General features: G+C 68.1%; 24 protein-coding genes and 1 tRNA gene. 10 read left to right on the top strand and 15 right to left on the bottom strand.

The window, feature by feature from the left end; translation table 11 throughout:
• Positions 1 to 49: 49 nt before the first annotated feature.
• The 6 genes from dcd to H7F53_RS09260 form a co-directional block, all read right to left on the bottom strand.
• Positions 50 to 604: a dCTP deaminase gene (gene dcd, locus H7F53_RS09285; RefSeq protein ID WP_185679191.1), complete on the bottom strand. Its 555-nt coding sequence runs from the start codon at positions 602 to 604 to the stop codon at positions 50 to 52.
• A gap of 79 nt (positions 605 to 683) precedes the next feature.
• On the bottom strand, positions 684 to 1,682 hold the full coding sequence (locus H7F53_RS09280; protein WP_185679190.1) for an NAD-dependent epimerase/dehydratase family protein: 999 nt from the start codon (positions 1,680 to 1,682) through the stop codon (positions 684 to 686).
• A 58-nt stretch (positions 1,683 to 1,740) separates the two neighbouring features.
• Positions 1,741 to 2,505: a molybdopterin-dependent oxidoreductase gene (locus H7F53_RS09275; RefSeq protein WP_185679189.1), complete on the bottom strand. Its 765-nt coding sequence runs from the start codon at positions 2,503 to 2,505 to the stop codon at positions 1,741 to 1,743.
• A complete protein-coding gene (locus tag H7F53_RS09270; RefSeq protein WP_246438791.1) occupies positions 2,498 to 3,196 on the bottom strand; it encodes a cytochrome b/b6 domain-containing protein in 699 nt (232 codons plus the stop codon). Before H7F53_RS09270 ends, H7F53_RS09275 begins: the two co-directional genes overlap by 8 nt.
• A 127-nt stretch (positions 3,197 to 3,323) precedes the next feature.
• Complete coding sequence (locus H7F53_RS09265; RefSeq protein ID WP_185679187.1) at positions 3,324 to 3,740, bottom strand: secondary thiamine-phosphate synthase enzyme YjbQ; 417 nt, start codon at positions 3,738 to 3,740, stop codon at positions 3,324 to 3,326.
• A 97-nt stretch (positions 3,741 to 3,837) separates the two neighbouring features.
• A complete protein-coding gene (locus H7F53_RS09260; RefSeq protein WP_185679186.1) occupies positions 3,838 to 4,572 on the bottom strand; it encodes a pirin family protein in 735 nt (244 codons plus the stop codon).
• A gap of 120 nt (positions 4,573 to 4,692) precedes the next feature.
• Here H7F53_RS09260 and H7F53_RS09255 point away from each other — a divergent pair, with 120 nt between their 5' ends.
• Positions 4,693 to 5,610, top strand: a complete 918-nt coding sequence (locus H7F53_RS09255) for a LysR family transcriptional regulator (RefSeq protein ID WP_185679185.1) — start codon at positions 4,693 to 4,695, stop codon at positions 5,608 to 5,610.
• A 47-nt stretch (positions 5,611 to 5,657) separates the two neighbouring features.
• Here the strand turns inward: H7F53_RS09255 and chrA are convergent, their stop codons facing one another.
• Positions 5,658 to 6,980 carry a chromate efflux transporter gene (gene chrA, locus H7F53_RS09250; RefSeq protein ID WP_185679184.1) on the bottom strand — a complete coding sequence of 441 codons (1,323 nt, stop codon included), beginning with the start codon at positions 6,978 to 6,980 and terminating at the stop codon, positions 5,658 to 5,660.
• Positions 6,981 to 7,411: 431 nt separating this feature from the next.
• Between chrA and H7F53_RS09245 the strand changes: the two genes are divergently transcribed.
• The 3 genes from H7F53_RS09245 (at position 7,412) to H7F53_RS09235 (ending at position 11,852) form a co-directional block, all read left to right on the top strand.
• Positions 7,412 to 9,730, top strand: a complete 2,319-nt coding sequence (locus tag H7F53_RS09245) for a TonB-dependent receptor (protein ID WP_185679183.1) — start codon at positions 7,412 to 7,414, stop codon at positions 9,728 to 9,730.
• Positions 9,731 to 9,901: 171 nt separating this feature from the next.
• A tRNA-Gly gene (locus H7F53_RS09240) sits at positions 9,902 to 9,975 on the top strand.
• A 224-nt stretch (positions 9,976 to 10,199) separates the two neighbouring features.
• Positions 10,200 to 11,852, top strand: a complete 1,653-nt coding sequence (locus H7F53_RS09235; protein ID WP_185679182.1) for an HWE histidine kinase domain-containing protein — start codon at positions 10,200 to 10,202, stop codon at positions 11,850 to 11,852.
• 10 nt (positions 11,853 to 11,862) lie between these two features.
• On the opposite strand, the gene H7F53_RS09230 is transcribed toward H7F53_RS09235, so the two are convergent.
• From H7F53_RS09230 to H7F53_RS09215, 4 genes are all read right to left on the bottom strand, one after another.
• Positions 11,863 to 12,132, bottom strand: a complete 270-nt coding sequence (locus tag H7F53_RS09230) for a DUF1294 domain-containing protein (RefSeq protein WP_185679181.1) — start codon at positions 12,130 to 12,132, stop codon at positions 11,863 to 11,865.
• A 282-nt stretch (positions 12,133 to 12,414) separates the two neighbouring features.
• Entirely contained in the window at positions 12,415 to 13,467 is a 1,053-nt protein-coding gene (locus H7F53_RS09225; RefSeq protein WP_185679180.1) for a ribonucleotide-diphosphate reductase subunit beta, read from the bottom strand.
• A 153-nt stretch (positions 13,468 to 13,620) separates the two neighbouring features.
• A complete protein-coding gene (locus tag H7F53_RS09220; protein ID WP_185679179.1) occupies positions 13,621 to 13,998 on the bottom strand; it encodes a PepSY domain-containing protein in 378 nt (125 codons plus the stop codon).
• Positions 13,999 to 14,090: 92 nt separating this feature from the next.
• On the bottom strand, positions 14,091 to 16,013 hold the full coding sequence (locus tag H7F53_RS09215; RefSeq protein ID WP_246438786.1) for a ribonucleoside-diphosphate reductase subunit alpha: 1,923 nt from the start codon (positions 16,011 to 16,013) through the stop codon (positions 14,091 to 14,093).
• A gap of 650 nt (positions 16,014 to 16,663) precedes the next feature.
• Here H7F53_RS09215 and H7F53_RS09210 point away from each other — a divergent pair.
• Both H7F53_RS09210 and H7F53_RS09205 read left to right on the top strand, forming a co-directional pair.
• Entirely contained in the window at positions 16,664 to 16,915 is a 252-nt protein-coding gene (locus H7F53_RS09210; RefSeq protein ID WP_185679178.1) for a GlsB/YeaQ/YmgE family stress response membrane protein, read from the top strand.
• A 154-nt stretch (positions 16,916 to 17,069) separates the two neighbouring features.
• A complete protein-coding gene (locus H7F53_RS09205; protein WP_185679177.1) occupies positions 17,070 to 17,819 on the top strand; it encodes a ParA family protein in 750 nt (249 codons plus the stop codon).
• 8 nt (positions 17,820 to 17,827) lie between these two features.
• Here H7F53_RS09205 and nadB read toward each other — a convergent pair whose 3' ends face one another.
• Together nadB and H7F53_RS09195 are read right to left on the bottom strand one after the other, a co-directional pair.
• Positions 17,828 to 19,402, bottom strand: a complete 1,575-nt coding sequence (gene nadB, locus H7F53_RS09200; protein WP_185679176.1) for an L-aspartate oxidase — start codon at positions 19,400 to 19,402, stop codon at positions 17,828 to 17,830.
• 273 nt (positions 19,403 to 19,675) lie between these two features.
• Entirely contained in the window at positions 19,676 to 20,644 is a 969-nt protein-coding gene (locus H7F53_RS09195) for an ABC transporter ATP-binding protein (protein WP_185679175.1), read from the bottom strand.
• A 71-nt stretch (positions 20,645 to 20,715) separates the two neighbouring features.
• Here H7F53_RS09195 and H7F53_RS09190 point away from each other — a divergent pair, with 71 nt between their 5' ends.
• From H7F53_RS09190 to H7F53_RS09180, 3 genes are all read left to right on the top strand, one after another.
• A complete protein-coding gene (locus tag H7F53_RS09190; RefSeq protein WP_185679174.1) occupies positions 20,716 to 20,904 on the top strand; it encodes a zinc-finger domain-containing protein in 189 nt (62 codons plus the stop codon).
• Positions 20,905 to 21,218: 314 nt separating this feature from the next.
• On the top strand, positions 21,219 to 22,643 hold the full coding sequence (gene tldD / locus H7F53_RS09185; RefSeq protein WP_185679173.1) for a metalloprotease TldD: 1,425 nt from the start codon (positions 21,219 to 21,221) through the stop codon (positions 22,641 to 22,643).
• A gap of 97 nt (positions 22,644 to 22,740) precedes the next feature.
• On the top strand, positions 22,741 to 23,148 hold the full coding sequence (locus tag H7F53_RS09180) for a hypothetical protein (protein ID WP_185679172.1): 408 nt from the start codon (positions 22,741 to 22,743) through the stop codon (positions 23,146 to 23,148).
• A gap of 85 nt (positions 23,149 to 23,233) precedes the next feature.
• On the opposite strand, the gene H7F53_RS09175 is transcribed toward H7F53_RS09180, so the two are convergent.
• The gene (locus tag H7F53_RS09175; RefSeq protein ID WP_185679171.1) at positions 23,234 to 23,536 is read right to left on the bottom strand and encodes a 4a-hydroxytetrahydrobiopterin dehydratase; all 303 of its coding nucleotides are present in this window, start codon (positions 23,534 to 23,536) and stop codon (positions 23,234 to 23,236) included.
• Between the two features lie 698 nt (positions 23,537 to 24,234).
• Between H7F53_RS09175 and H7F53_RS17665 the strand changes: the two genes are divergently transcribed.
• The gene (locus H7F53_RS17665) at positions 24,235 to 24,492 is read left to right on the top strand and encodes a hypothetical protein (RefSeq protein ID WP_246438785.1); all 258 of its coding nucleotides are present in this window, start codon (positions 24,235 to 24,237) and stop codon (positions 24,490 to 24,492) included.
• Between the two features lie 346 nt (positions 24,493 to 24,838).
• Here the strand turns inward: H7F53_RS17665 and H7F53_RS09165 are convergent, their stop codons facing one another.
• Entirely contained in the window at positions 24,839 to 25,888 is a 1,050-nt protein-coding gene (locus tag H7F53_RS09165) for an alpha/beta hydrolase (RefSeq protein WP_185679170.1), read from the bottom strand.
• Positions 25,889 to 25,925 lie beyond the last annotated feature (37 nt).

Here is a 25,925-nt window from a genome sequence, read left to right as displayed (position 1 = left end):
CTAGCCGGTCGATGCCGCCCTGCGCCAGCCGTCTTCGCAGCCCTGCCCCCTACAGCCGCGGCAAGGTGACCCCGCGCTGGCCCATGTACTTGCCCGCGCGGTCGGCATAGCTGACCTGGCACGGCTCGTTGCCCTTGAGGAACAGGAACTGGCAGGCGCCCTCGTTGGCATAGATCCGCGCCGGCAGCGGGGTGGTGTTGGAGAATTCAAGCGTCACGTGGCCTTCCCACTCGGGCTCGAGCGGGGTGACGTTCACGATGATCCCGCAGCGGGCATAGGTGCTCTTGCCCAGGCAAATCACCAGCACGTCGCGGGGAATGCGGAAGTATTCCACCGTGCGGGCCAGGACGAAGCTGTTGGGCGGGATCACGCAGACGTCGGTCTTGCGATCGACGAAGCTGTTCGGCGCGAACTCCTTGGGATCGACCACCGCATTGTCGACATTGGTGAAAATCTTGAACTCGTCGGCCACGCGCGCGTCATAGCCGTAGGACGAAAGCCCGTAGGAAATGCAGCCCTCGCGCTGCTGGCGCTCGACGAACGGCTCGATCATGCCGCGCTGGAGGGCTTCTTCCCGAATCCATCGGTCGCTGAGAATGCTCATGCGGGACGTGATTCCCGATGGCGGCGGCAGGGGCAAGCGGGGGCGGCAGGGTTATGCCCCGGTGGGATGGGGCCGGGCACTAAACCCCGTGGTATTCGCGATACCATTCCACGAAGCGCGGCACCCCGACGTCGATGGAGGTCGTCGGCGCATAGCCCAGGTCGGCCGCGATGGCCGAGATATCGGCGCAGGTCCGCGGCACGTCGCCGGCCTGCATCGGCTGGAGGTCGAGCCGCGCGGTGATCCCGGTGGCCTTCTCGAGCAGCCCGATCACCGTCATCAGATGTTCCGCGCGGTGGTTGCCGATGTTGTAGAGCCGGTGCGGCTTCACGCTCCCGCCGGGCTTGGGCAGGCCATCATCGGATGGGGGATTGTCGAGGCTGGCCACCACCCCGGCGACGATGTCGTCGATATAGGTGAAGTCGCGGTACATCTCGCCCGCGTTGAACACCGGCAGCGCCTCGCCGGCGAACAGCTTGCGGGTGAAGATCCACAGCATCATGTCGGGCCGGCCCCACGGGCCATAGACCGTGAAGAAGCGCAGCCCGGTCTGCGGCAGGCGGTAGAGATGGGCGTAGGTCTCGCTCATCAGTTCGTCGGCGCGCTTGGTCGCGGCGTAGAGCGAGACCGGGTGGTCGGCGCGGTCCTCGACCGCGAAGGGCAGCTTGGCATTGCCGCCATAGACCGACGAGGAGCTGGCATAGACCAGGTGCCGTACCCGGCGGTGGCGGCCGATCTCGAGCAGATTGAGATGCCCGACCAGGTTGGACTGGACATAGGCATGCGGGTTCTCGAGCGAATAGCGCACCCCGGCCTGGGCGCCGAGGTGGACGATCGCGTCGAACTCGTAGGGAGCCAGCGCGGCGACCAGCCCGGGATGGTCGGCGAAATCGTGCGGGACGAAGGTGAAGCGGTCTCCCGCCTCGGCCGCCAGCACGGCCAGCCGCGCCTGCTTGAGCGCGGGGTCGTAGTAGGCGTTGCAGTTGTCGACCCCGATCACGCAATCGCCCCGCGCGACCAGCGCACGGATCAGGCTGAAACCGATGAACCCGGCGGCGCCGGTGACGAGAACGGGCATGCGTGGCGGGACTCCCTGTGGTCCGCTGCCTAGCGGACGCGGCTTGTCGGGTGGTTAATCAGATCCCCGCATACCAGGCATAGTCCTTGCGATCTTCCCAGTAGCCACCCTTGCCGCCGTAGAGCCCGGCAAGGGTGGCGCGGGCCTCGATCCGCATGACGTACTTGGCCTGCTTGTAGCCGAGCTGCCGCTCGACCCGCAGCCGCGCCGGGGCGCCGTGGCGGACCGGCAGCGGCTGCCCGTTCATGGCCAGGGCGAGGATGGTCTGCGGGTGGAACGCATCGATCAGGTCGATCGATTCGTAATAGGGCACGGGGCCGAACGAATCGGCGCAGTGGAACACCAGATAGCGCGCCGCCGGCAACAGCGTCGCGGCGCGCAGGATCGTGCCGAGCTGGGGGCCGGCCCATTCGCCGATCGCGCTCCAGCCCTCGACGCAGTCGTGCCGGGTGATCTGGCGGCGCTGCGGCAGCGCGCGCAGCGCCTCGAGCGAAAGCTCGAGCGGGCGCAGCACCAGCCCGTCAAGGCGCAGGCGCCAGTCGGCGAAGCCGCTCTCGCGATGGCGCACCCAGTCGGGATTGCCGTTGGCCTGGTGGTTGCCATTGGCGCGGAAATCGGGCGAGAGGTCGGCCCGCGTGAACTCGGGCGCCAGCGCCTGGCCGCCGAGCAGGCGCTGGCTGGCGAGGTGCGCCTGTTCGGCACTCTGCAGCAGGGCCCGGGCGGCGGGGGACCGGTTGACCCGGTCGCACCCCGCCAGCAGCAGCCCGCCGGCCCCGGCAGCGACAGTGCCCAGCAGCGCGCGGCGGCTGACCGGCTCAGTCATGGCTGCGCTCGCGCGGCAGGCGGTACCAGCCGGTGATCATCGACCGGAGCTCGTTGACCGGACCGGCCAGGACCACCATGGTGACGTGGACCAGCGCGAACAGGACCAGCCCGGCCGCGGCGAGAAAGTGCAGCGAGCGCGCCGACTGGCGCCCGCCGAACAGGTCAAGCAGCCACGGCAGTGCGGCATTGAGGCCGGGCGACATGGTCAGCCCGGTCAGGATCACCAACGGCAGCAGGCCGAACAGCACCCCGCAGTAGGCCAGCTTCTGCAGCACGTTGTAGCGCAGCGCCGCCGCGCCGGCAGGAAACCGCAGCCGGGCATGGTCGACCACATCGCGCCACAGGTGGGCGGGGCGCCATTCGGCTGCCGTGATGTGCAGATCGCGGCGGATATGCCCGTTGCGCAGCGAGCGCAGCAGATAGCCCAGCAACGCGAGCGCCAGCACCCAGGCAAAGGCCAGGTGCCAGATCCGGGCATCGGCCAGGCTGTAGCTGGATGGCAGGGTGGCCCAGCCGGGGAAGCGCGGCAGCTGCAACCAGGCGTGATCGCGGTTGGCCCCGTAGGCCCCCCAGTAGAGCCGCGGATGGGCATTGAAGATCATCAGCCCGCTCATCAGCATGATCGTCAGCGTGACCAGGTTGAGCCAGTGCCACAGCCGCGTCGACAGGCGATGGCGCCGCACCAGCATGCCGCCGCGCGGCGCCGCGTCCGATCTCGCCGGCTGACCGGACGCGGGATCGCGGGCAAGGCTGTCGGCAGGGGTCATCGGCGAGGCTCTCCCTCGCATCGGACCTTAGGCCCGCCCCCCGGCCTTGTCACGCCCCGATCAGGTGGAGCGCCACCTCGCGGCGGTGCGGAGCCCGGCGGTGCTCGGCCAGCCAGATACCTTGCCAGCTGCCCAGCCGCGGCCGTCCGGCCAGGACCGGAAGCGACAGGGTCACGCCGGTCAGGACACTGCGCAGGTGCGCCGGCATGTCGTCGGGCCCCTCGTCGTCATGGACATAGCCCGGTCCTTCGGGGGCGAGCCGGTCGAGCCAGCGCGCCAGATCGGCGCGGACCTCGGGCGCGGCGTTCTCCTGGATCAGCAGCGAGGCCGAGGTATGACGGACGAGCAGCGTCAGGAGCCCCTCGGCAAGGCCCGAAGCGGCCACCCAGGCGCAGACCTCGCCGGTGATCTCGGTGAAGCCGCGCCCGCGGGTGGCGAAGACGAGCGTGGTGGAGAGCTGGCGCATCCCCGCACCCTAGGATCGTTTCCACCGGCGGGAAAGCGGCACCGGCCCGCCCCCCGCCCGGACCACGGCCCGGACCGGGGGGAGCGGGCCGCCGCCCTCAGAGCGCGTCGACGAGGACCAGCTCGGCGTCCTCGAGCGCGGTCACCTCGATCGTCTCGACCCCGGTGATCGCCACGCCGTCGCGGGCCGCGGCCTCGACTGTGCCGATCCGCACCCGCCCGGAGGCCGGGACGAGATAGGCGTGGCGCTCGGGCGCAAGGCTGTAGCGCACGGTATCGCCGGCCTTGACCAGCGCCCCGGCAACGCGCGCCCGGGCATTGATGCGCAGCGCGTCCGCGTCGCCGGGCATGCCCGAGGCGAGGATGACGAAGCCGCCGGCGCGGTCGTCGCGCGGGAACGGCCGGGTGCCCCAGCTGGGCGTGTGGCCGCGGGCATCGGGCAGGATCCAGATCTGGAACAGCCGGGTCTCCTCGTCCTCGAGGTTGTATTCGGCGTGGGTGATCCCGGTCCCGGCCGACATCACCTGGACATCACCGGCGACGGTGCGGCCCTCGTTGCCGAGGCTGTCGCGGTGCGAGATCGCACCCTGGCGGACATAGGTGACGATCTCCATGTCGCGGTGGGGGTGCGGCGGAAAGCCCGAGCGCGGGGCGATGGCGTCATCGTTCCACACCCGCAGCGCTCCCCACTGCACCCGGTCGGGATCGTGGTAGTCGGCAAAGGAGAAGTGGTGATGGGCATCGAGCCAGCCATGGTTGGCCGCGCCGAGGGTCGCGAAGGGGCGCAGCTCGATGGTCGGGGTGGCAAGGGTGGGAGCAGCGGTCGTGGTCATGGCAGTTCTCCTGGGCGGGGACGGCGGCCCCGCGGCTGCACCCTTTCTAGCCCTTGCTTGACTACCCAATAAGTGGGATAAAACGCGTCGAAATGTTCCAATAAATCGAAAGTCTGGAGCATGGAGGTCGGCCGGCCCTCGCTCGATCACCTCGCCGTGTTCCTCGCCATTGTCGAGGAGGGCAGCTTCAGCCGCGCCGCCCGGCGGCTGGGCCGGGCGGTCTCGGTGGTCAGCTATGCGGTCACCACGCTCGAGGCCCAGCTTGGCGTCGCGCTGTTTGACCGCGCGGGTTCGCGCCGGCCGGTGCTGACCGAAGCCGGGCGCACCGTGCTGGGCCATGCCCGCGGGGTCAGCGACGAGGTCGACGCGCTGGTCAGCGGGATCCGCGCGCTCAACCAGGGGCTGGAAAGCGAGCTGACCGTGGTGGTCGACGTGATGATGCCGCAGGACCGGCTGGCTGCGGTGCTGCGCGAGTTCCAGAGCGCCTTCCCCACGGTCGACCTGCGCCTCCATGTCGAGAGCCTGGGCGCGGTGGGCGAGATGGTGGTGACCGGGCGCGCCCGGATCGGCCTGGCCGGGGACATGCTGGCCGACCACCCCGACCTCCACCTGCGCCGGGTCGGCGCGGTGACGCTGGTCCCGGTCGCGGCGCCGGGCCACCCCCTCGCCCGGCTGACCGAGATCCCGCCCGGCATGGCGCGGCGCTACCGTCAGCTGGTCCTGACCGACCGGTCGGCCCGGACCGCCGGGGAGGATTTCGCGGTGTTCGGCGCGCGCAGCTGGCGGCTGGGTGATCTCGGCGCCAAGCACGCCCTGCTGCGCGAGGGGATCGGCTGGGGCGGCATGCCGCGCCACATGATCGCGGGCGACCTGGCCAATGGCCGGCTGGTGGCGCTGGCCGTGCCCGAATGGGGCCAGACCAGCTATACCCTGCGCGCGATCTGGCGGCGCGATGCCCCCCCCGGGCCGGCCGGCTGCTGGCTGCTTGACGTGCTCGGCCGGGCCTGCGCCGAAGCTGAGGAGGACCCGCCCGGCTAGCGCCGGGACAGGTCGGCCATCGCGTCATCTCCTTGTCGGAACGGGGATCAGGCCAGCTGGCCGACAACGAGGCCGCCCACAGCGCTCGCCGCGAGCACGCGCAGCAGGCTCCAGCGCACCCGGAAGATCAGCCAGGCCGCGAGCCCTGCGAGCAGGGCGGCGCGCCAGTCGAGGCTGCGCGGATCGGGCAGGGTCAGGGCCAGGCCGGGCAGACCGGCCGGAACCGTGCGGGCGAACAGGAGGTGCAGCGCGAACCACAGCGAAAGACTGGCGATCACCCCGACCACCGCCGCGGTCACCGCCGCCAGCCCACCCTTCAGCCGCTGGGCATGCTCGAGCCGCTCGATCCACGGCGCCAGCGCGAAGATCCACAGGAAACACGGGGCGAAGGTGACCCACGTGGTCAGGACCGCGCCAAGGATTCCGGCGGTGAGCGGGGTGAACGGTGCCGGACTGCGGAACGCGGCGAGATAGCCGACATACTGCGTGACCATGATCAGCGGCCCCGGCGTGGTCTCGGCCAGGCCGAGGCCATCGGCCATCTCGCCCGGGGTCAGCCAGCCGAACCCCTCGACCGCCTGCTGCGCCATATAGGCGAGCACGGCATAGGCGCCGCCGAAGGTCACGACCGCCAGCTTGGCGAAGAACAGGCCGATCCGCGCCAGCACGTGATCGGGGCCGAGCAGCGCCACCACCACGACCAGCGGCGCCGCCCAGAGCAGGCCGCCGACCAGCGCGGCACGCAGCGTCGTGCCCCAGGGCCGCGGGGCGCGCGGCGGCGGCGCGCCGAGCGGCTTGAGGTTGAGCAGCGCCGGACGCCGGGCGGCAAGCCCCGTGCCGATCAGCCCGGCGCCGAGCACGACCAGCGGAAACGGCCAGTCGAACACGAACAGGGCGAGGAAGGCGGCCAGCGCGATGGCGCGCATGACCGGGGTATCGAGCGCCCGGCCTGCGACCCGCAGCAGCGCCTGGACCACGATCGCCAGCACCGCGGCCTTGATGCCGAGGAACAGCGCGGCGAACCAGGCGAGGTGCGCGGCATAGCCGTAGAGGATCGACAGCGCCAGAATCACCAGTGCGCCGGGCAGCACGAACAGCAGCCCGGCGGCGAGACCGCCCTTGAGCCCGTGCAGCCGCCAGCCGATCCAGATCGCCAGCTGCTGCGCCTCGGGACCGGGGAGCAGGTGGCAGAAGTTGAGCGCGTGGAGGTACTGCGCCTCGGTGATCCAGCGGCGGTCCTCGACCAGCTCGCGGTGCATCAGCGCGATCTGGCCAACCGGACCGCCGAAGCTGAGACAGCCGATCCGGGCAGCAACCCGGACCAGTTCACCGAATGAGGGAGGGGTCACCTCGCTGGTCGCCACGGACATGCACCTTTCCATCCGCCAGTGCGGACTGCTGAAAGGCAACACTTGGGCTCGCGCCTGACCGGGAGGTTGCTTGACCCCGGCAGCGCAGACTTATGCGCGCGGGCGGGGGCATGGCAAGTGCCCTTGCCGGCATCGCGCAGGGTCCCGGTGGTGCAAACAGCCTAGGCCAGGACCAAGACCAACCCCTCGTTCCTATAGACACAAACTGACACAATCTGGACTTGCACAGAAATGTTTTGCATAGCTTTTCCGCGAGCGCATCCTGCTCCAAATATAAAATCATTTTGTTAGTTTTATTATTCATAGGATGGATGGCTGGAACTCAAAACAAAGAATTTTCCATTATCCATCAGCGCGGCTAGATCCCGCCCCATCAAGGAACACAACATCGTCCCGCCCTGCTGCGCGGGATAAGATGGGGAGGCATTGCTATGACCCGATTGAAGCGAGGCGGCCTGCTGGGCGGCCTTTCCGTGGCCGCGCTGGTCTGGACCCCCGCTGCCATGGCCCAGGACGCCCTGCCCCAGGCTGCGGAGGACACCGCCCTCGAAGACGAGAACGCCATCGTCGTCACCGCGCGCAAGCGCGTCGAGAACCTGATCGACGTGCCGCTGGCGGTCTCGGTGGCCACGGCCGACCAGCTCAAGCGCGACCAGATCTACAACGTCACCGATCTGCAGCGCATCACTCCCGCGCTCGAGGTCGCGCAGACCTTCGGCGGGGAATCGAACGGCGGCGGACGGCTGCGCGGCTTCGGCACCGGGGTGTTCAACCCCTCGGTGGCGCCATCGGTCGCGCTGGTGATCGACCAGGTGCCGATCGGCAACCTCAACTTCCCGGTGCTGTTCGACATGGCCCAGGTTGAGGTTCTGCGCGGGCCGCAGGGCACCCTGTTCGGCCAGGGCGCCTCGGCCGGCGTGCTCAACATCACCACGCGCAATCCCGAGTTCGACCGGTTCGCCGCCAATGTCAGCATCGATGCCGCCGACAAGGGAACCGCCGGCGCCGAGTTCGGCGAGGTCATCGTCAATGCGGGCATGAACGTGCCGCTGGGGAGCAACGTGGCCTTGCGCGTGTCGGGCCAGTTCCGCCGCGAGACCGGCCTGCAGCGCAGCGCGACCACCGGGCTCGACAACCGGATCGACGACTTCGGCGTCCGCGCCAAGCTGCGCTTCGAGCCGAGCGAGTCGCTCAAGATCACCCTGACTGGCGAGCACGGCCAGAACGACAGCCGCGGCCAGACCTTCTTCGCGCTGGCGATCGCGCCGAACTCGACCGCGCCGTTCGGCGCACCAGGCGGCACCCGAGGAGCTGCCTCGACCGCCGCCTTCCTCAACCCGGCGGGCTGCGCCATGCCGGTGATCAGCGAGCGGGCCGAATGGTACTGCGAGAACGCGCCGACCGACCAGTCGACCACGATGTCGGCGGCGTCGGCAGTGGTGGACGTCTCGCTGTCCGATGCCCTCTCGCTCACGTCGGTCACCGCGTTCCGCGCCCGCGAGTTTCTGGTCAACCGCCGCGACTTCTCGCGCCTGACCACGGCGCCCGCAGCCCGGCAGGAGCGCACCGCGGAAAATGCCAACGGCTTCAGCCAGGAGCTGCGGCTGAACTATGTCGGCGCGGGCTTCGACGTGGTCGGCGGCCTGTTCTACACCGACTATGTCTTCGACCGCACCCCGATCGGCGAGCCGGCGGTGTTCGGCGCCACGGCCCCGGCCGATCGCGTCGGCTTCAGCGTCTGCACCTTCGCGGGCACGGTCTGCCCAGTGCCGATCTCGTTCACCCGCGAGTTTACCAACAACCGGACGATGGCCGCCTTTGCCGACGTGACGATCAACCTGACCGACCAGGTCGAGCTGTTCGGCGGCCTGCGCTATGACGATTACCGCAACACGACCCGCGTTCAGGTGTTCCGCGCCACCCCCGGGCCGAGCCAGACGCTGCAGATCAACGACGGCAACCTCTCGGGCCGGATCGGCCTGAGCTACATGCCCAACCCCGACGTCAACCTGTTCGCTTCCTTCGCCCGCGGCTACAAGCCCCCGGCGGCGGGCACCGACCCGTCGGGCGCGCTGTTCGAGCTGAACCCCGAACTGTCCGATTCGTTCGAGCTGGGCGCCAAGGTGGGCATCGGGCGGCTGCAGTTGTCGGGCAACGCCTTCTACACCCGGCTGCGCGACTTCCAGAGCCAGGCGAACGTCTTCGTCGGCACGGCGCTGGTCGCCCGTCCGCTCAACATCGACCGCATCGTGTCCAAGGGCTTCGAGCTGACCGCGTTCGGCCAGATCACCCGGGGCTTCTCGATCAATGCCGGCTACCAGTTCAACGATGTCCGCTTCCCCGCCGGCTTCGTCGGTGAGGATGGCCTGCCGCTCGGCGGAACCCAGCTGATCAACGCCCCCAAGCACAAGATCACGCTGTCGAGCGACTATGGGCACCAAGTCTCGGACGGGCTCGAGCTGTTCGTCAATGCCAACGTGGTCTACCGCAGCGAGATCCTGCTGGGGGCCCGCGCCGACCCCCGGTTCCGCTTCCGCGAGCACGCCATCGTCAACGGCGGGCTGGGCGTGCGCGCGCCGGACGGGGCCTGGACCGCGTCGCTGTTCGTCCGCAACCTGACCAAGACGCGGGCGCCGGTGGCCTATCTCGCCAGCACCTTCGCCGGACAGCCCGACGGCGGCCTGCGCGCCCTGCCGGCGGCCGGCCAGACGGCCCGGGTGGTCGGGGCGCGGGTCGGCTTCCAGTTCTGATCCACCATCCGCAGCGGCACCGCAGGGACGCCCGGCGTTGCCGCTGCGGCACAACTGTGTTGACCAGCGGCCGGTGATTATGGCAAGCGCCGCTCGCATGCGGAACGGCCGGCCCATCGGGCGGTCCACCGGTTCGGCGCCCTGGCCTTCGGCCTGGCGCCCGGCAGGTCCGCGGGTGTAGCTCAATGGTAGAGCAGAAGCTTCCCAAGCTTACGACGAGGGTTCGATTCCCTTCACCCGCTCCAGCCCGCTGCGCCATCCCTGCCCCGAACAGCGCTGAACCTCCCGAACGCCTCCGGTCGGCCGCCGCGAAGCGGCCGGGCGGTGCGGGGCAGTGCGGGCGACAGGCCGGCCGCGCCACCCGGCCTTGGTCAACCCCACGGTTCAAGCGCTTGCGCCTGCGAACCGGACGCGTCACATTGCCATGAGTGGGGCCGGCACGCCGCCTCGGCCAAGGGGCAGCGGACGCATGGAAGACGGCCAGGGCCCGGACGATCTGTCGCCGACCGCCTCGCGCTGGTTCGCGCTGCGCCGCTGGCAGGCCCGGCAACCTTGGCGCGGCTGGCTGCTGGTGCTGGTCCTGACGGCGCTGGCCAGCTTGCTGGTCCACTCGCTGGGGACGGATCTGCCGGCCCCGTTCCTGCCGTTCTATCCGGCGATCATGGTCGGCGCGCTGCTGGGCGGGCGGGTGATGGGCTATGCTGCGACCGGGCTGTGCCTGGGCAGCGCCGGGCTGTTCCTGGCGGCCGGCCCGGTGGCGGACGACCGGGCGGTGGTGCTGGTCACGCTGGTGCTGTCGCTGGTGGTGAGCACGTTGCTGGTCGAGGTGCTGGCCCAGCTGGCCACCCTGGCCGATGCGCTGCACCAGCGCGAGCTGACCCTGGCCGCCAGCACCGCGGCGCTGCTGGCGGAGGAGGCCCGACTGAGCGCAGCGCTGAGCGAGCTGGAGGCGCTCTACAACGAAGCCCCGATCGGGCTCGGCTTTCTCGACCGCGACATGCGTTTCGTGCGGATCAACGCGGCGCTCGCCGAGATGAACGGCTTCACCATCGAGCAGCACATCGGCAAGAGCGTGTGGGACCTCGTACCCGACCTGCGTGCCTCGGCCGAACCGATGCTGCGGCGCGTGCTGGACGAGAACGCGGCGATCAAGGGCGTCGAGCTGAGCGGCGAAACCCCGGCCCAGCCCGGGGTCCGGCGCGACTGGCAGGAGATGTTCTACCCGGTGCACGACAGGTCCGGCGCGGTCCAGGGCATCGCCATCTTCTGCGAGGAGGTGACCACGGCCAAGCGCGCCCGTGAACGCGAGCGGCTCCTGACCCGCGAGGTCGACCACCGCGCCAAGAACCTGCTGACGGTGATCCAGTCGGTGCTCAAGCTGACCCGCTCGACCGGCAGCGTCGAGGAGTTCAGGGCCGCGGTGACCGGGCGGATCCAGGCGCTCGGCCGGGTCCACACGCTGCTCGCGCAGAACCGCTGGGAGACGGTCCGGCTCGACGAGCTGGTGCGCCAGGAGCTGGCGCCGTTCGGCCCGGCGGTGCGGATCGACACGATCTCGCGCGCCTTGCGGCTCCAGCCCAATGTCGCCCAGGCGCTGAGCATGATCCTGCACGAGCTGGCGACCAATTCGGCCAAGCACGGAGCGCTGTCGGGCCGCGGCGGCGGCCAGGGCCACGTCGCCTTCGGCTGCGTGCTGCGCGCCGCCGCGGCCGACCCGGCGGCGGGCGGGACAGCCGGTGGGCCGGAGAGCGGACCGGAGAGCGGGCCTGACGCCAGCGGGATCGAGGACGGGGCCTGGGGCGAAGCCGGCCTGGCCACGCGCGGCGACGAGACCGCGGACGACGGGATCGCGGGCGGGGGGTCGACGGGGGCAGCGGGGGGCGAGACCGGCTGGATCACCCTGACCTGGACCGAACACGGCGGCCCGCCGGTGACCGCATCGGCGCCAGGCGGCTTCGGCACCTCGCTGATCCGCACCGCGGTGAAGGGGCTGCTGGCCGGCGAGCTCGACTATGACCTGCGCCCCGAGGGCCTGCACTGCGCGATCCGCTTCCCGCTGCGCCGCCGCGCGCCAGAGCCTGGGCCAGAGCTTGGGCCGGGGCCGGGGCCGGCGCCGGCCTGACCCGCGGCGCTCACCCCGGCCAGCCACGCCCCAGCGCCACGGCCAGCAGCACCGCCTGCCCCGCCGCGATCAGGTGAAGCCGCGCGACGAAAGGCTGCTTGCGCGTCTTGTGGCGCAGCAGCCAGCGCCCGGCATAGGCCCCCGGTGTCCCGCCCAGCGCGGCGCACAGCAGCAGGGTGCGCTCGGGGATGCGCCGGCCGCTGCGGCGGGCGGCGCGGGTCTTGTCGAGGGCGAAGAGGAAGAGGGTGAGGAGGCTGAGCGCGCACGGCCACAGCAGCATCAGTCCGGGCAAGACGAGACCTCCGGAGCGCCCTGCCCGTGCCGCCCCGCCGGGCGAGGCAGCCTGATCGGCCGTTTGACGCTCATGCGCCGGGTCGCCGCGATCGAAGCGCGCGCCGCGTTGTCATCCCGTCACGCCCCGACGTCGTCCCGGGCCTGACCCGGGACCCGGCTGTTCCCCGCCTCCCGGCCGAAGCGGGACCCCGGGTCCAGGCCGGGGCGACAACAGGGCGGGGCGGCAGGGGGCAAGCCCCCGCCACCCTGGTTCAGGCCGCGGCCGACCTCACTCCGCCGCGACGCTCCCGAACATGTCCGCCTCGATCTCGTCGCTGGTGGCGTCGCTGTTGGCGGCGTCCTTGGCCTTGCGGCGGCTGTCGAAGTTGCTCCACACGTCCTGCCAGTTGCCGCGGGTGGCGCCCTTCGAATATTCGGTGGCGCGGGTCTCGAAGAAGTTGGCGTGCTCCACGCCGTTGAGCAGCGGGGTGAGCCAGGGCAGCGGGTGGTCCTCGATCAGGTAGATCGGCTGGAGGCCGAGCTGGCCGAGGCGCCAGTCGGCGATGTAGCGGATGTAGCGCTTGATCTCCTTGGCGCTCATCCCCGGCACCGGGCCGGATTCGAAGGCCAGGTCGATGAAGGCGTCTTCGAGCCGCACGGTCTTCTGGCAGCAGTCGATGATGTCTTCCTTGACCGCCTTGGTCAGGCAGTCGCGTTCCTTGACGAAGGTGTGGAACAGCTTGGTGATGCCTTCGCAGTGCAGGCTTTCATCGCGCACCGACCACGAGACGATCTGGCCCATGCCCTTCATCTTGTTGAAGCGCGGGAAGTTCATCAGCATGGCGAAGCTGGCGAACAGCTGCAGGCCTTCGGTGAAGCCGCCGAACATGGCGAGGGTGCGGGCGATGTCCTCGTCCGAATCCACCCCGAAGGTGTGCAGATAGTCGTGCTTGGCCTTCAGCTCCTCGTATTCGAGGAACATGCCATATTCGCTTTCGGGCATGCCGATGGTGTCGAGCAGGTGCGAATAGGCCGCGATGTGCACCGTCTCCATGTTGGAGAAGGCGGCGAGCATCATCTTGATCTCGGTCGGCTTGAACACGCGGCCGTACTTGTCGTGGTAGCAGTCCTGCACCTCGACGTCGGCCTGGGTGAAAAAGCGGAAGATCTGGGTGAGCAGGTTGCGCTCGCTTTCAGAGATCTTCTGCGCCCAGTCGCGGCAGTCCTCGCCGAGCGGCACTTCCTCGGGCATCCAGTGGATCTGCTGCTGGCGCTTCCAGAACTCGTAGGCCCACGGATATTCGAACGGCTTGTAGGTCTTGCGGGCTTCGAGCAGCGGCATGAGGGTCTCTCCGGATTGGAGGGTTAATATAGGGTGGTGCGGGCGGCCTGCGAAGCGGTCCGCAGGGGCATGGCTGGGGAAAAGGGCGGGGCGGCGCAGCCGGAACGCCGCCGGTCGCGCAGGGCCCGGTCCGGCGGCGTCCCGATCACGCGGTCACTTCCAGAACAGGCCGGGCCGCAGCTTGCGGTCGCGGCGGTTGGCCCACATCTGCACGTACATCCAGATGCCAGAGATCGTGAAGAACACCATGGCGAGGCCCGACAGGGTGGCGATAGCCACGCCGACCGGGCCGAAGCTCTCACCCGAATGGAGGTGATGCAAGGTGCCGATGATGCTGCCGCCCTTCGGCGGCTTGGGGCGGCAGTTCATGGTCTCGGGGCAGACGAAACCCGCCGGCACCTGGGCCGCCGCCGCCGCCCGGTCGGGCTTGGGCAGGAACCACGGCACGACCTGGCTGAGCAGGCCGGTGATCGAAATCCACAGCAGGAACGCCCCGAAGAACACGACCAGCCAGCGATGCCACTTGCGCATGAAATTCACCTCCATCAACACGAACTACGGCCCTTTGCGCAGCCCTCCCGGGGAGGGGCAAGTCGCCAAGTGTCGCGGAATGTACGCCCACATCACTGGCAGGCGAGGCATTCCTCGTAGTCGGTCTGGGTGGCGAGCTCGATCTTCGGGGCCTCGGCGGTGTTGTCGGCCTCGACTCCGCCGGCGAACCCGGCGCGCTGCACCGACTTCGAGCGCAGGTAGTAGAGGCTCTTGATCCCCTTCTCCCAGGCCTGGAAGTGCAGCATCATCAGGTCCCACTTGTCGACGTCGGCCGGGATGTAGAGGTTCAGCGACTGGGCCTGGTCGATGTAGGGGGTGCGATCGGCCGCGAACTCGAGCAGCCAGCGCTGGTCGATCTCGAAGCTGGTCTTGTAGACCGCCTTTTCCTCGGGGCTGAGGAAGTCGAGGTGCTGCACCGAACCGCCGTGCTCGAGGATCGAGTTCCACACGTTGGTCGAATCCTTCGACTTCGCCTGGAACAGCTTCTTGAGATAGGGATTCTCGACCACGAAGCTGCCCGACAGGGTCTTGTGGGTGTAGATGTTGGCCGGGATCGGCTCGATGCAGGCCGAGGTGCCGCCGCAGATAATGCTGATCGAGGCGGTCGGCGCGATCGCCATCTTGCAGCTGAAGCGCTGCATCACGCCCATGTCGGCGGCATCGGGACAGGCGCCCCGTTCCTGCGCCAGCAGCAGGCTGGCCTCATCGGCCTTGGCGGCGATGTGCTTGAACATCTTGAGGTTCCAGGCCTTGGCCAGGGCGCTCTCGAAGGCGATGCTCTTCTGCTGGAGAAACGAGTGGAAGCCCATCACGCCCATCCCGACCGAGCGCTCGCGCATGGCCGAATACTTGGCGCGGTCCATCTCGTCGGGCGCGCGGTCGATGTAGTCCTGCAGGACGTTGTCGAGGAAGCGCAGCACGTCCTCGATGAAGCGGTCGTCCTTGTGCCACTCGTCCCAGGTTTCGAGGTTGAGCGAGGACAGGCAGCACACCGCGGTGCGATCATTGCCGAGGTGGTCGCGCCCGGTGGGGAGGGTGATCTCCGAGCACAGGTTCGAGGTCGAGACCTTCAGCCCCAGATCGCGGTGATGCTTGGGCATCATCCGGTTCACCGTGTCGGAGAAGACGATGTAGGGCTCGCCGGTGGCGAGGCGCGTCTCGACCAGCTTCTGGAACAGCGAGCGCGCATCGACCGTGCCGCGCACCGTGCCGTCCTTGGGCGAGCGCAGGTGGAATTCGGCCCCGTCGCGCACGGCCTGCATGAACTCGTCGGTCAGCAGCACGCCGTGGTGGAGGTTCAGCGCCTTGCGGTTGAAATCGCCCGACGGCTTGCGGATTTCGAGGAACTCCTCGATCTCCGGGTGCGAGACATCGAGGTAGCAGGCCGCCGAGCCGCGCCGCAGCGAGCCCTGCGAAATCGCTAGGGTGAGGCTGTCCATCACGCGGACGAAGGGAATGATTCCGCTGGTCTTGCCGTTGAGCCCGACCGGCTCGCCGATGCCGCGGACCTGGCCCCAGTAGGTGCCGATGCCGCCGCCGCGGCTGGCCAGCCAGACGTTCTCGTTCCAGGTCTGGACGATGCCCTCGAGGCTGTCCGAGACCGAGTTGAGATAGCACGAGATCGGCAGGCCGCGGCCGGTGCCACCGTTCGACAGGACCGGGGTGGCCGGCATGAACCACAGCTTCGAGATGTAGTCGTAGAGCCGCTGGGCGTGGTCCTGATCGTCGGCATAGGCATCGGCGACACGGGCGAAGAGGTCCTGGTAGGTCTCGCCCGGGAGCAGATAGCGATCGTCGAGCGTATCCTTGCCGAAGTCGGTCAGCAGGGCATCGCGCGCCGGATCGGTGGCGATGGTGAAGCGGCGCGGCTGGACCGACTTGGAATCGTCCACCTTGGCGGCGGTCTTGGCCAGGCCCGCCACGGCCCCGGCGAGCGCGTCGGCGCCCAGCTTGGCGACCAGTTCGGCGCTGCCCGTATCGGTTTTTTCGGTCATGCTGATTGCCGGGCTGACGCCCGTCTCCATTGCCGCGACCGGCTCACCGGCGGGGAAGAGCCCGCCGTCCGCCAGACCAACGTCCGCCGCCTTGTCGTCGTTCCTGAAATCCACGCTTGCTGCCCCACGCTCAAAAGGATGCCCCAACCCGTCCGGCCACAGGCGCCAAGCCCACCGGACAGAAACCCTGCCCGACTCAGCCTTCCCCGGAACAAAAGGAGAATACATCTCCTCCAATTCGACTGACAAGGCCTTCGTGCTTGCACCTGGGTGGCACCGCGCCTCCACCTGCCTCTGCGGGATCCCACCGCGTGAGGAACTAGGGGTAGAGGCAGTACCGACCACCAGACACAATAGATAGTGCCCGAACGCTCACCGGGCGCAAGGGGGGGAGCAGCGTGATCGCCACCGATCTGGGCCGGACCGAGCCCGCGCCGGCCCCCGCCGCAGGCCGCGACGCGCGGCAATCCGGGGGGTCGCGCGGGGCGCAAGAGTCAAAGTGAATCTGTGAAAAAATTTTTGCCCGGGGACAGGGGGAGCAGGCGGTTGACTAAGGATAGAATCGCGCCCGGCAAGAAAGTTGCCGGAGCGGCGTTGCACGGCGCGCGAAGCAGTGTATTACACAAGCGATACAGTGGGAGCCGCACAGCATGTTCAACGTCATCGGCGCCGTATTCACCGGCCTCATCGTCGGGTGGCTGGCCCGCTTCTTCTATCCCGGCGCCGTGCCGATGGGCTGGATCATGACCGTCCTGCTCGGGATCGGCGGATCGCTGCTGGCCAGCGCGGTCGGCGTCTGGGCCTCGGGCGGCGCCTATCGCGACGGGGTCAACCGCGCGGGCTGCCTCGCCTCGGTGGTGGGGGCCATGGCGCTGATCTTCATCGGCCGCACCCTGCTCTAGCCCCGGTCCCGCGCGCGCCCCTCATCCACCCCGCCCCGCCCCTTGGTTCAGGCCCGCGGGGCGCCGGGTGAATTCGTTTGCAACATCCTGCCCGCTGGGACATGCCCAAACCGGGGCGCCGACCAGACATTGCCGGGTCGCGGGCAGAACAGAAATGGCCATCATTGCCGTGTACAGCCCCAAGGGCGGGGTTGGGAAAACCACGATTGCGGTCGATCTCGCCTGGCGCTGCGCGGTGCGGGGCGGCACGCGCACGCTGCTGTGGGATCTTGACGTGCAGGGCGGCGCGGGCTTCCTGCTCGGCTGCGAACCCAGCGCCCAGCCGCGCGCCGCCTCGCTGTTCCAGCGCGAGGGCAATGCCCGCCGGCTGGTCGCCTCGACCCGCTATACCGGGCTCGACCAGCTCCAGGCCGATCCCAGCCTGCGCCAGCTGCCGCTCCAGCTGGCGCGGCTCGGCCAGCGCAACCGGCTCGGCTGGCTGACCCGCGACCTGCGCCGCGACTATGCGCGGATCGTGCTGGATTGCCCGCCGATGCTCAACGAACTGTCCGAGCAGATCTTCGCCGCCGCCGATCTGGTGATCGTGCCGCTGCCGCCCTCCCCGCTCGGCGCCCGCGCGCTCGAGCAGCTGCGCGCCGAGTTCGCCCGGCGTGACCGGCGCCATCCCCCGGTGCTGCCGCTGGTCTCGATGTTCGACAGCCGCCGCCGCGCGCACCGCGAGGCGCGCGAGGGGCCGATGGCCGGGCTGGCGGTGATCCCGGCGGCCAGTCCGATCGAGCAGATGGCCTTCCGCCGCATGCCGGTGGGGGTCTTCGCCCCCTATTCCGCGGCGGCGCGGGCGCTCGAGCGGGTCTGGCGCGAGATCGAGACCAAGCTCACCGAACTGAAGATCCCGCCGGTCTGAGCGCGGCCCTAGGGCACCAGCACGGTATCGTGGGCCTCGGGCAGGGTCTCGGGATGGTCGAGCGTGTAGTGCAGCCCGCGGCTTTCCAGCCGGCGCAGCGCCGAACGGACGATCAGATCGGCGCTCTGCAAGAGATTGCGCAGCTCGATCAGGTCGGTGGTGACGCGGAAGTGGCCGTAATAGTCGTCGATCTCGCCCGACAGCAGACGGATGCGGTGCTGGGCCCGCTCCAGCCGCCGGGTGGTCCGCACGATCCCCACGTAGTTCCACATGAAGCGGCGGATCTCGGTCCAGTTCTGCTTGATCACCACCTCCTCGTCGGAGTTGGTCACGCGGCTCTCATCCCAGCCGCGCACCGGCGGCGGGGCGTCGAAGCGGTCCCAATGGGCCAGGATGTGGCGCGCCGCCGCCTCGCCGAACACGAAGCATTCGAGCAGCGAGTTGGATGCCAGGCGGTTCGCGCCATGGAGCCCGCTCTCGGTGCATTCGCCGGCGGCATAGAGCCCGGGCAGATCGGTCCGCCCATCGAGGTCGATCATCACCCCGCCGCAGGTGTAGTGCTGCGCCGGGACCACCGGGATCGGCTGGGTGGTCATGTCGATGCCGAGGCCCAGCAGCTTGTCGTGGATCGTGGGGAAGTGCCCGCGCACGAAGTCCGGCGGCATGTGGCTGATGTCGAGGTGGACGAAGTCGAGCCCGAACTTCTTGATCTCGCTGTCGATCGCCCGCGCCACGATGTCACGCGGAGCCAGCTCCAGCCGCTCGTCGTAGAAGGCCATGAAGCGCTTGCCGGTGCGCGGGTTGATCAGCCGCCCGCCCTCGCCGCGCACCGCCTCGGTGATCAGCAAGTTCTTGACCTCGAGATTGTAGAGGCAGGTCGGGTGAAACTGCATCATCTCCATGTTGCCGACCCGCGCCCCGGCACGCCAGGCCATGGCGATGCCATCGCCGGTAGCGCCGCGCGGCGCGGTCGAGAACTGGTAGACCCGGCCCGCCCCGCCAGTGGCCAGCACGGTGGCACGGGCGGTGTGGGCCTCGACCTTGCCGCTTGCCTCGTCGAGCGCATAGACTCCCCAGACCCGCCCCGATCCGGAGTAGCGCTCCTCGTGGCGGCCGGTGATCAGGTCGATGCAGGCCTGGCCGGGCAGCAGGGTGATGTTGGGATTGGCCTCCGCGGCCTTGAGCAGCGCGGCCTGGACCGCCCAGCCGGTGGCATCGTCGACATGGACGATGCGGCGGTGCGAATGGCCGCCCTCGCGGGTCAGGTGCAGGGTATTGCCATCGGTGTTGAACGGCACGCCCAGCTCGATCAGCCGGTCGATCGCGTGGGGCGCGCGCTCGATCACGAACTCGACGGTCTCGCGGCGGTTGAGCCCTGCTCCGGCGATCATCGTGTCGCGCACATGATTCTCGAAGGTGTCGCCAGCATCGAGCACCGCGGCGATCCCGCCCTGCGCCCAGGCGGTCGAGCCGCTGGTCAGCGTGCCCTTGGCGATCACCAGCACCTTCAGCCGTTCGGCCAGAGCCAGCGCGGCGGTGAGCCCCGCGGCGCCCGAGCCGATCACGATCACGTCATGCGTCACGCTGGTTCCTCTCCGTACCTACCGACCCGCGCGGACCGTTCCCTGCCGCATAGGGCCAAACCCGACAGGCGAAAAGCCGCGGGCGGCGATCCTGCCCGATGAAGCACGCGGTGGGCCATTCTGCCCATCGGCCCCATTCCGTCATGCCAGCGAAGGCTGGCATCCTTCGCGGCAAAGCGCGAGGTCAGCGACGCGACAGCAGAGTGCCATCCGGAGGGAGATCCCGGCCTTTGCCGGGATGACGTGGTAGGGCTTCCGGCAAGACCAAGGGGTTCAGGCGTCCGCGCGTGCCGCGCTGGTCAGCGCCACGAACACGTCCTCGAGGTCGGCCTCGCGGGTGGTCACGTCCTCGATCGCGAAGCCCTGGTCGCGCACCAGCGCAAGGACCTGGCCGGCATTGGTGCGGTCCTTGTCATAGGTGATCTCGACCTGGCGTTCGCCGAGGCTGCGGCTCTTCAGGAAGGCGGGATGCTGGGGCAGGGGCTCGGCCTCGCGGTCGAGGGTGAGCACGACCAGCTTCTCGCGCGCCATCGACAACAGCTCGCGGGTGGGCTTGTTGGCGATCAGCCGGCCATGGTTGATGATCGCGATGCGGTCGCACAGCTGCTCGGCCTCTTCGAGGTAGTGCGTGGTCAGGACCACGGTGACGCCCTCGGCGTTGAGCTCCTCGACCAGCTCCCACAGCTGGCGGCGCAGCTCGACGTCGACCCCGGCGGTGGGCTCGTCGAGCACCAGGATCGGCGGGGTGTGGACCATGGCCTTGGCGATCAGCAGGCGCCGCTTCATCCCGCCCGACAGGGTGCGGGCATAGGCATTGGCCTTGTCCGACAGGTGCACCGCCGCCAGCAGCTCGGCCGTGCGCCGCGCCGCCTTGGTGATCCCGTAATAGCCGGCCTGGATCTCGAGCACCTCGGCCGGGGTGAAGAACGGATCGAACACCACCTCCTGCGGCACGATGCCGATCGCGCGCTTGGCGTTGCGGGTATCCTGGTCGATGTCGAAGCCCCAGATCGCAACCTCGCCCGAAGTCTTCATGACCAGTCCGGCGAGGGTGTTGATCAGGGTCGACTTGCCGGCGCCGTTGGGGCCCAGCAAGCCGAAGATCTGGCCGCGCGGCACGTCGAAACTGACCCCGTCGAGCGCGAGCTTGCCCGGCGCGCCCTTGGCACCGGCATAACGCTTGACGAGGTTGCGGATCGAGATGGCGGCTTCGCCATTCACGGCTTCGGGGGCGTCGGACATGGGCTTGCTCTTGCGGCAGCCGACGCTTTGCGTAAAGGGGCTTTCCGGACCCAGCCCAAGGCGGAGCAACCATGAGCGACCAGCCCGAAACCGTTTACGTCACCACGCACCGCGTGAAGTGCGACGGCGCCAGCGACATCCGCGGCGGCTCGGCCCTGGGCCATCCGCGCGTCTGGCTCGAGATTGACGAGAAGGGCTATGTCGACTGCGGCTATTGCGATCGCCGCTTCGTGCTGAAGGACGATGCCCACGCGCATTGAGCAGGGTGGGAGTGCGGGCGATAGGCCCCGCCTGAACCCAACCACCAAGACCCGCTCAGGCTGAGCGGGTCTGGAAATGCCATTTTGTGGTGGCAAGCCGACGTTTTCAGACCGTTCGTCGTCCCGGGCTTGACCCGGGACCGCTGGCCTCCTTCGACGCGAGGCTGCACCGGTCCGGGCACCGGTCCCGGGTCGAGCCCGGGATGACGGATATCGGGCGCATCCTGCCCCGCCGCCCCTGCGCTGCGCCACCCTCTACCCTCCACCACGAACCAAATCTGGCCTTGCCCGCCAAACCGCCTATATCGGGCAGCATGACCTATGCCGATCCCCGCGCCCTGATCTATCGTTCCGGACAGCTCACCCCCGACGAGGCCCTGGCCCTCGCCCGCCAGACGCTGAGCGCCTGCGACGATGGCGAGCTCTATCTCCAGTTCGTGGCCAGCGAGAGCTTCGGCTTCGATGATGGCCGGCTGAAGACGGCCGACTATTCGCGCGATGCCGGCTTCGGCCTGCGCGGCGTCTCGGGCGAGATGACCGGGTTTGCCCATGCCAACGACATGTCCGCCGCCGCAATCCGCCGCGCCGGCGAGACGCTGCGGCTGATCGATCCCGCCACTGGCCCCCGCGCCGCGCCGCCGGCCCGCAGCAACCGCCACCTCTACACCGACGCCTCGCCGCTCGACGCCGTCGATTTCGCCGCCAAGGTCCGCCTGCTCGAGACGATCGACGCGGCGGCCCGCGCCCGCGATCCGCGCGTGGTGCAGGTCAGCGCCTCGCTGGCCGCCAGCTGGTCGGTGGTGGAAATCGTCCGCCCCGACGGCTTCGTCGCCACCGACGTGCGCCCGCTGGTGCGGCTCAACGTGGCGATCGTGGCCGAACAGAACGGGCGGCGCGAGACCGGCAGCTTCGGCATGGGCGGGCGGCGGCTCTACGACGACCTGCTGCAGCCCGAAACCTGGAACCGTGCGATCGACGAGGCGCTGGGCCAGGCGCTGGTCAATCTCGAATCGGTCGATGCCCCGGCCGGCGAGATGACCGTGCTGCTCGGACCCGGCTGGCCCGGGGTGCTGCTGCACGAGGCGGTCGGCCACGGGCTGGAGGGGGATTTCAACCGCAAGGGCACCTCGGCCTTCTCCGGCCGGATCGGCGAGCGCGTCGGCGCGCCGGGGGTGACCGTGGTCGATGACGGTTCGATCGCGGGCCGGCGGGGCTCGCTGACCATCGATGATGAGGGGACGCCGACCCAGGAGACCGTGCTGATCGAGGACGGCATCCTCAAGGGCTACATCCACGACCGGCTCAATGCCCGGCTGATGGGTGTGGCCCCCACCGGCAACGGCCGGCGCGAGTCCTATGCCCACGCGCCGATGCCGCGCATGACCAACACCTTCATGAAGGGCGGCAACGACAATCCCGCCGAGCTGCTGAGCCGGGTGAAGAACGGCATCTTCGCCAAGAGCTTCGGCGGCGGGCAGGTCGATATCGTCTCGGGCAAGTTCGTGTTTTCCTGCACCGAGGCCTACCGGATCGAGAACGGCCGGCTCGGCGCGCCGATCAAGGGCGCCACGCTGATCGGCGACGGGCCTTCGGTGCTGACCCGGGTGATCGGGATCGGCAACGACATGGCGCTCGACGAGGGCGTCGGGATCTGTGGCAAGGGCGGGCAGAGCGTCCCGGCCGGCGTAGGCCAGCCGACGCTGCTGGTCGAGGGCCTGACGGTAGGGGGCACGGCCTGAGACCGGGCTTCACGCGGCGAGCGGCCTGACCCGTGTTGAGTCAGCCGCGGTTCAGCCGGTTTCGTTCAGGCTGTGTGCCTATCGCAGGAGCAAGGCCATGAAGACGACCGTCCTGTTTCTCCTCGCCGCCGCCACCCTGGCCGGCGCTGCTGGCGCCGCCGGCGCCGCTCCCAAGCTCACCCCCGAGCAACAGCTCGCCAAGGCGCTCGAGGGGCGCGTGGCCGGCAAGCCGGTGCGCTGCATTGATCCGCGGCTCAACATGAACACCCAGGTGATCGACGGCACCGCCATCGTCTATGGCTCGGGGCAGACGATCTATCTGCAGAAGCCGGTCAATGCCCAGTCGCTGCGCAACGATGTCATCCTGGTGGCAGACATGCGCGGGGGCGGTCAGCTGTGCAACATTGATGTGGTCCAGCTGCACGACCGGATCAACTGGTGGTGGCGCGGCTTCGTCAGCATGAACCAGTTCGTGCCCTACACCAAGGTTCAGCCGGCCGGCTGAACCCAGCCCGGCGATCCCACGACAGGACGCGGTGGGGCCAGGCGGGACCGAGGGCCGCTGCCGCTTCGGCGCAACCGAAGACCCTCTAGGCCGCGCCGATGGCAGCCGCATCGATGGCCCGGGCCAGCGCCACGTCGCGCTGGCTCAGCCCGCCGGCGTCGTGGGTGGTCAAGGTGATCTCCACCCGGTTGTAGACGTTGCTCCACTCGGGATGATGATCGGCCTTTTCGGCCAGGATCGCGACCCGCGTCATGAAGCCGAAGGCTGCGGCGAAATCGGCGAAGCGCAGGGTCCGCACCAGCGCCAGGCCATCGGCGCGCAGCGACCACAACGGCAGGGCAGCCAGCGCCGAATCGCGTTCGGCCGGGGTCAGGCAAGAGATCGACATGGCCCCTCCCTCGCACCGCTTCGGCCGCACCGTCAACCGCAGGGCGAGCAGACACGCACCTACCCCCGCGCGAGCGGCATGCAGCAGCAAGGATGGCTGGAAAACTGGAGGTGAAGGGAATCGAACCCTCGCCGCAAGCTTGGCAGTTCGCCCGATCTGATTGCGCCACGCTATCCGGCACTGCGCAAAGTCACCCTACATTACAGTATATACTGATTTTTCACCCCTGAATCGACACCGAGCTCCTGCACGACGCTCGTTTTGGATCTGCAAAGCTTAGAAAGTAAGCAAATTGGAGCTTCCCGGCGGAAAGAAAGCAGATTTTCCGGCTCACAGGTGAGGTGCTGACGTCATGCCTAAAATCACCAAAACGCTCGTCAAAGCGCTGAAACCTTCGAACGATGGGGTGAAGGGTTCGAGTCTGTTTGTCCGGGACCATGAGCTCCGCGGGTTCGGCGTGACAGTCGGCTAACAGGGCAGGTAGAGCTTCGTCGTCCAGTACAGCGGCTCCTCTAGGCAGAGTAGACGAAAGGTCATCGGTCGGTTCGGTCTGATGACCGTTGAGGAGGGAGGATAGCGAGCGCTCCGCGCATAAGGTGGCTGTCTCAAGCAGAAACCCGCAAGCTTGGGAGGGCTTTGCGCGAGGCTGAAGCGGATCTGGAACATCCCAAGGGATCGCGGTAATCAGGCTCGTGCTGTTGGATGGATTTCGTCGGCTCGAAGCTCTGGGTTTGGATCGGAAATGGCTGCTCGAGGAGGAGCGCGCGATCCATTTTCCCACGACGAACACAGGCGCCCGGCGCCGGGTGATCGGGGCCGCCGCGGTTGAGGGTCTCAGGGCACAGCCCGACACCGGATCCCAGTATTTCTCTCCCGCCGACTGGGGCGATGGGACTTCATCGGCGTGGTTCGCATGCTCGACCGAGTCTGCCGGAACGCTGGTCTCGAAGATGTGACGCCGCACGTCTTGGGCCACACCTTTGTCAGTGTAGCCAGAGGCCTGGGCTATTCAGAATTGACGATTGCTGCTCTGCTCGGACTCGCTTCGCGAGGCATCACTCAGAGATACATTCACATCGACGAACCACTTCGCGCGGCGGCAACAGCTGTGGCCACACATATCTCCGGGCTCATTGAGGGCGCTTAGGGTTGTTCAGCTTTGCCTGACTTAAGAATACAAAGATCAGCCCCCCCTCGCAAAAACTAGATGATGATGGCGCAATTTTTTGACTTTACCAATTTTATGGACCCGAACCGCGAGCCCGTCAGTTACAGCAGCTGTAAACTCAAGATTGATGGCATTTATGCAAATGCCCTGCGTAATGCGGCCACCTTGGCTGCTGTAAAGTCCTTGGCCACCTGAGTCTCTGCCCCGATCGCATCAAAGCCATGGAAGGCACCGGGCACAACCTCTAGTTGTGTCGGAACGCCCGCAGCGATCAGGCGTCTTGCGTAGGAAATGTCCTCGTCGACGAACAAGTCAATCGCGCCAACGCCAATGAATGTTGGCGGCAGCCCGGCAAGATCATCGCGGCGAGCTGGAACAGCTTCGGTCGGCGACCTTTCTGTACCTGGAGCCATCCCGAGGAATGCCTGCCAACCAAACCGGTTCTTCGTCGAGTTCCAAACGATGGTTCCGATCGGGGACGGCGGGTTATTAGTAATTCCAGTACGATCGTCTAGCATAGGATAAATCAGTACTTGGGCGATCAGCGGGATCCGCCCAAGATCACGCGCCTTGAGTGCAAGCAGAGCAGCATGGCCACCGCCAGCACTTTCCCCCATTACAGCTATGCGTCCAGCGTCCACTCCCAGGGATGAAGCTTCACCATAGAGCCACTGCAGAGCGGCATAGTTGTCCGCCGTTGATCCATGAAAGTTAACTTCAGGAGCAAGGCGGTAATCGACAGTAAGGATGGTGCAATCCAACTCCAAGGCCAATCGCTGTAGATCTGCGATCATGCTGAACGCCGTACCACTAACAAAACCGCCGCCGTGTGTGTGCAGGATTGCTGGTCTCCGCTTGGCTGGGTCGCTGTTCACAATCAGAATTGATACTTGTGGCTGGCCGGGCAAACCGGGGATTGTCCGCTTGGTCCACGCCGGGCTTGCGAGCGGGGGCTGAGCCCATCTCGCCATCGCTTGGCGAGTGACTGCCAAACTCTCATCCGAAAGCTCGGGCATGGAACCCACCAATTGGATCAACTGCTTGGCAAAGGGGCGTAGCTCGGGGTGGACGTAAGAGAGTTCACCAGCCTCTTTCGCCCGTGCTCCTCCTGAAACCGCTCCGAGGATGGAGGAAACGGCACCTGCTCCTGCCAAACGACCAAAAGCCCTACGCGTTATCGCCATCAAAATATCCCTCCTGACACCATTAAATTATCTTAAA

The organism is Novosphingobium piscinae (genome assembly GCF_014230355.1).
Lineage (GTDB): Bacteria > Pseudomonadota > Alphaproteobacteria > Sphingomonadales > Sphingomonadaceae > Novosphingobium > Novosphingobium piscinae.
This window is presented reverse-complemented; position numbering and strand designations above follow the sequence as displayed.

What these genes read in the sequence shown, in the direction of transcription:
- dcd (WP_185679191.1), bottom strand. Translation starts at nt 604, where the DNA reads ATGAGCATTCTCAGCGACCGATGGATTCGGGAAGAAGCCCTCCAGCGC.
- H7F53_RS09280 (WP_185679190.1), bottom strand. Translation starts at nt 1,682, where the DNA reads ATGCCCGTTCTCGTCACCGGCGCCGCCGGGTTCATCGGTTTCAGCCTG.
- H7F53_RS09275 (WP_185679189.1), bottom strand. Translation starts at nt 2,505, where the DNA reads ATGACTGAGCCGGTCAGCCGCCGCGCGCTGCTGGGCACTGTCGCTGCC.
- H7F53_RS09270 (WP_246438791.1), bottom strand. Translation starts at nt 3,196, where the DNA reads ATGCTGGTGCGGCGCCATCGCCTGTCGACGCGGCTGTGGCACTGGCTC.
- H7F53_RS09265 (WP_185679187.1), bottom strand. Translation starts at nt 3,740, where the DNA reads ATGCGCCAGCTCTCCACCACGCTCGTCTTCGCCACCCGCGGGCGCGGC.
- H7F53_RS09260 (WP_185679186.1), bottom strand. Translation starts at nt 4,572, where the DNA reads ATGACCACGACCGCTGCTCCCACCCTTGCCACCCCGACCATCGAGCTG.
- H7F53_RS09255 (WP_185679185.1), top strand. Translation starts at nt 4,693, where the DNA reads ATGGAGGTCGGCCGGCCCTCGCTCGATCACCTCGCCGTGTTCCTCGCC.
- chrA (WP_185679184.1), bottom strand. Translation starts at nt 6,980, where the DNA reads ATGTCCGTGGCGACCAGCGAGGTGACCCCTCCCTCATTCGGTGAACTG.
- H7F53_RS09245 (WP_185679183.1), top strand. Translation starts at nt 7,412, where the DNA reads ATGACCCGATTGAAGCGAGGCGGCCTGCTGGGCGGCCTTTCCGTGGCC.
- H7F53_RS09235 (WP_185679182.1), top strand. Translation starts at nt 10,200, where the DNA reads ATGGAAGACGGCCAGGGCCCGGACGATCTGTCGCCGACCGCCTCGCGC.
- H7F53_RS09230 (WP_185679181.1), bottom strand. Translation starts at nt 12,132, where the DNA reads ATGCTGCTGTGGCCGTGCGCGCTCAGCCTCCTCACCCTCTTCCTCTTC.
- H7F53_RS09225 (WP_185679180.1), bottom strand. Translation starts at nt 13,467, where the DNA reads ATGCCGCTGCTCGAAGCCCGCAAGACCTACAAGCCGTTCGAATATCCG.
- H7F53_RS09220 (WP_185679179.1), bottom strand. Translation starts at nt 13,998, where the DNA reads ATGCGCAAGTGGCATCGCTGGCTGGTCGTGTTCTTCGGGGCGTTCCTG.
- H7F53_RS09215 (WP_246438786.1), bottom strand. Translation starts at nt 16,013, where the DNA reads ATGACCGAAAAAACCGATACGGGCAGCGCCGAACTGGTCGCCAAGCTG.
- H7F53_RS09210 (WP_185679178.1), top strand. Translation starts at nt 16,664, where the DNA reads ATGTTCAACGTCATCGGCGCCGTATTCACCGGCCTCATCGTCGGGTGG.
- H7F53_RS09205 (WP_185679177.1), top strand. Translation starts at nt 17,070, where the DNA reads ATGGCCATCATTGCCGTGTACAGCCCCAAGGGCGGGGTTGGGAAAACC.
- H7F53_RS09195 (WP_185679175.1), bottom strand. Translation starts at nt 20,644, where the DNA reads ATGTCCGACGCCCCCGAAGCCGTGAATGGCGAAGCCGCCATCTCGATC.
- H7F53_RS09190 (WP_185679174.1), top strand. Translation starts at nt 20,716, where the DNA reads ATGAGCGACCAGCCCGAAACCGTTTACGTCACCACGCACCGCGTGAAG.
- tldD (WP_185679173.1), top strand. Translation starts at nt 21,219, where the DNA reads ATGACCTATGCCGATCCCCGCGCCCTGATCTATCGTTCCGGACAGCTC.
- H7F53_RS09180 (WP_185679172.1), top strand. Translation starts at nt 22,741, where the DNA reads ATGAAGACGACCGTCCTGTTTCTCCTCGCCGCCGCCACCCTGGCCGGC.
- H7F53_RS09175 (WP_185679171.1), bottom strand. Translation starts at nt 23,536, where the DNA reads ATGTCGATCTCTTGCCTGACCCCGGCCGAACGCGATTCGGCGCTGGCT.
- H7F53_RS09165 (WP_185679170.1), bottom strand. Translation starts at nt 25,888, where the DNA reads ATGGCGATAACGCGTAGGGCTTTTGGTCGTTTGGCAGGAGCAGGTGCC.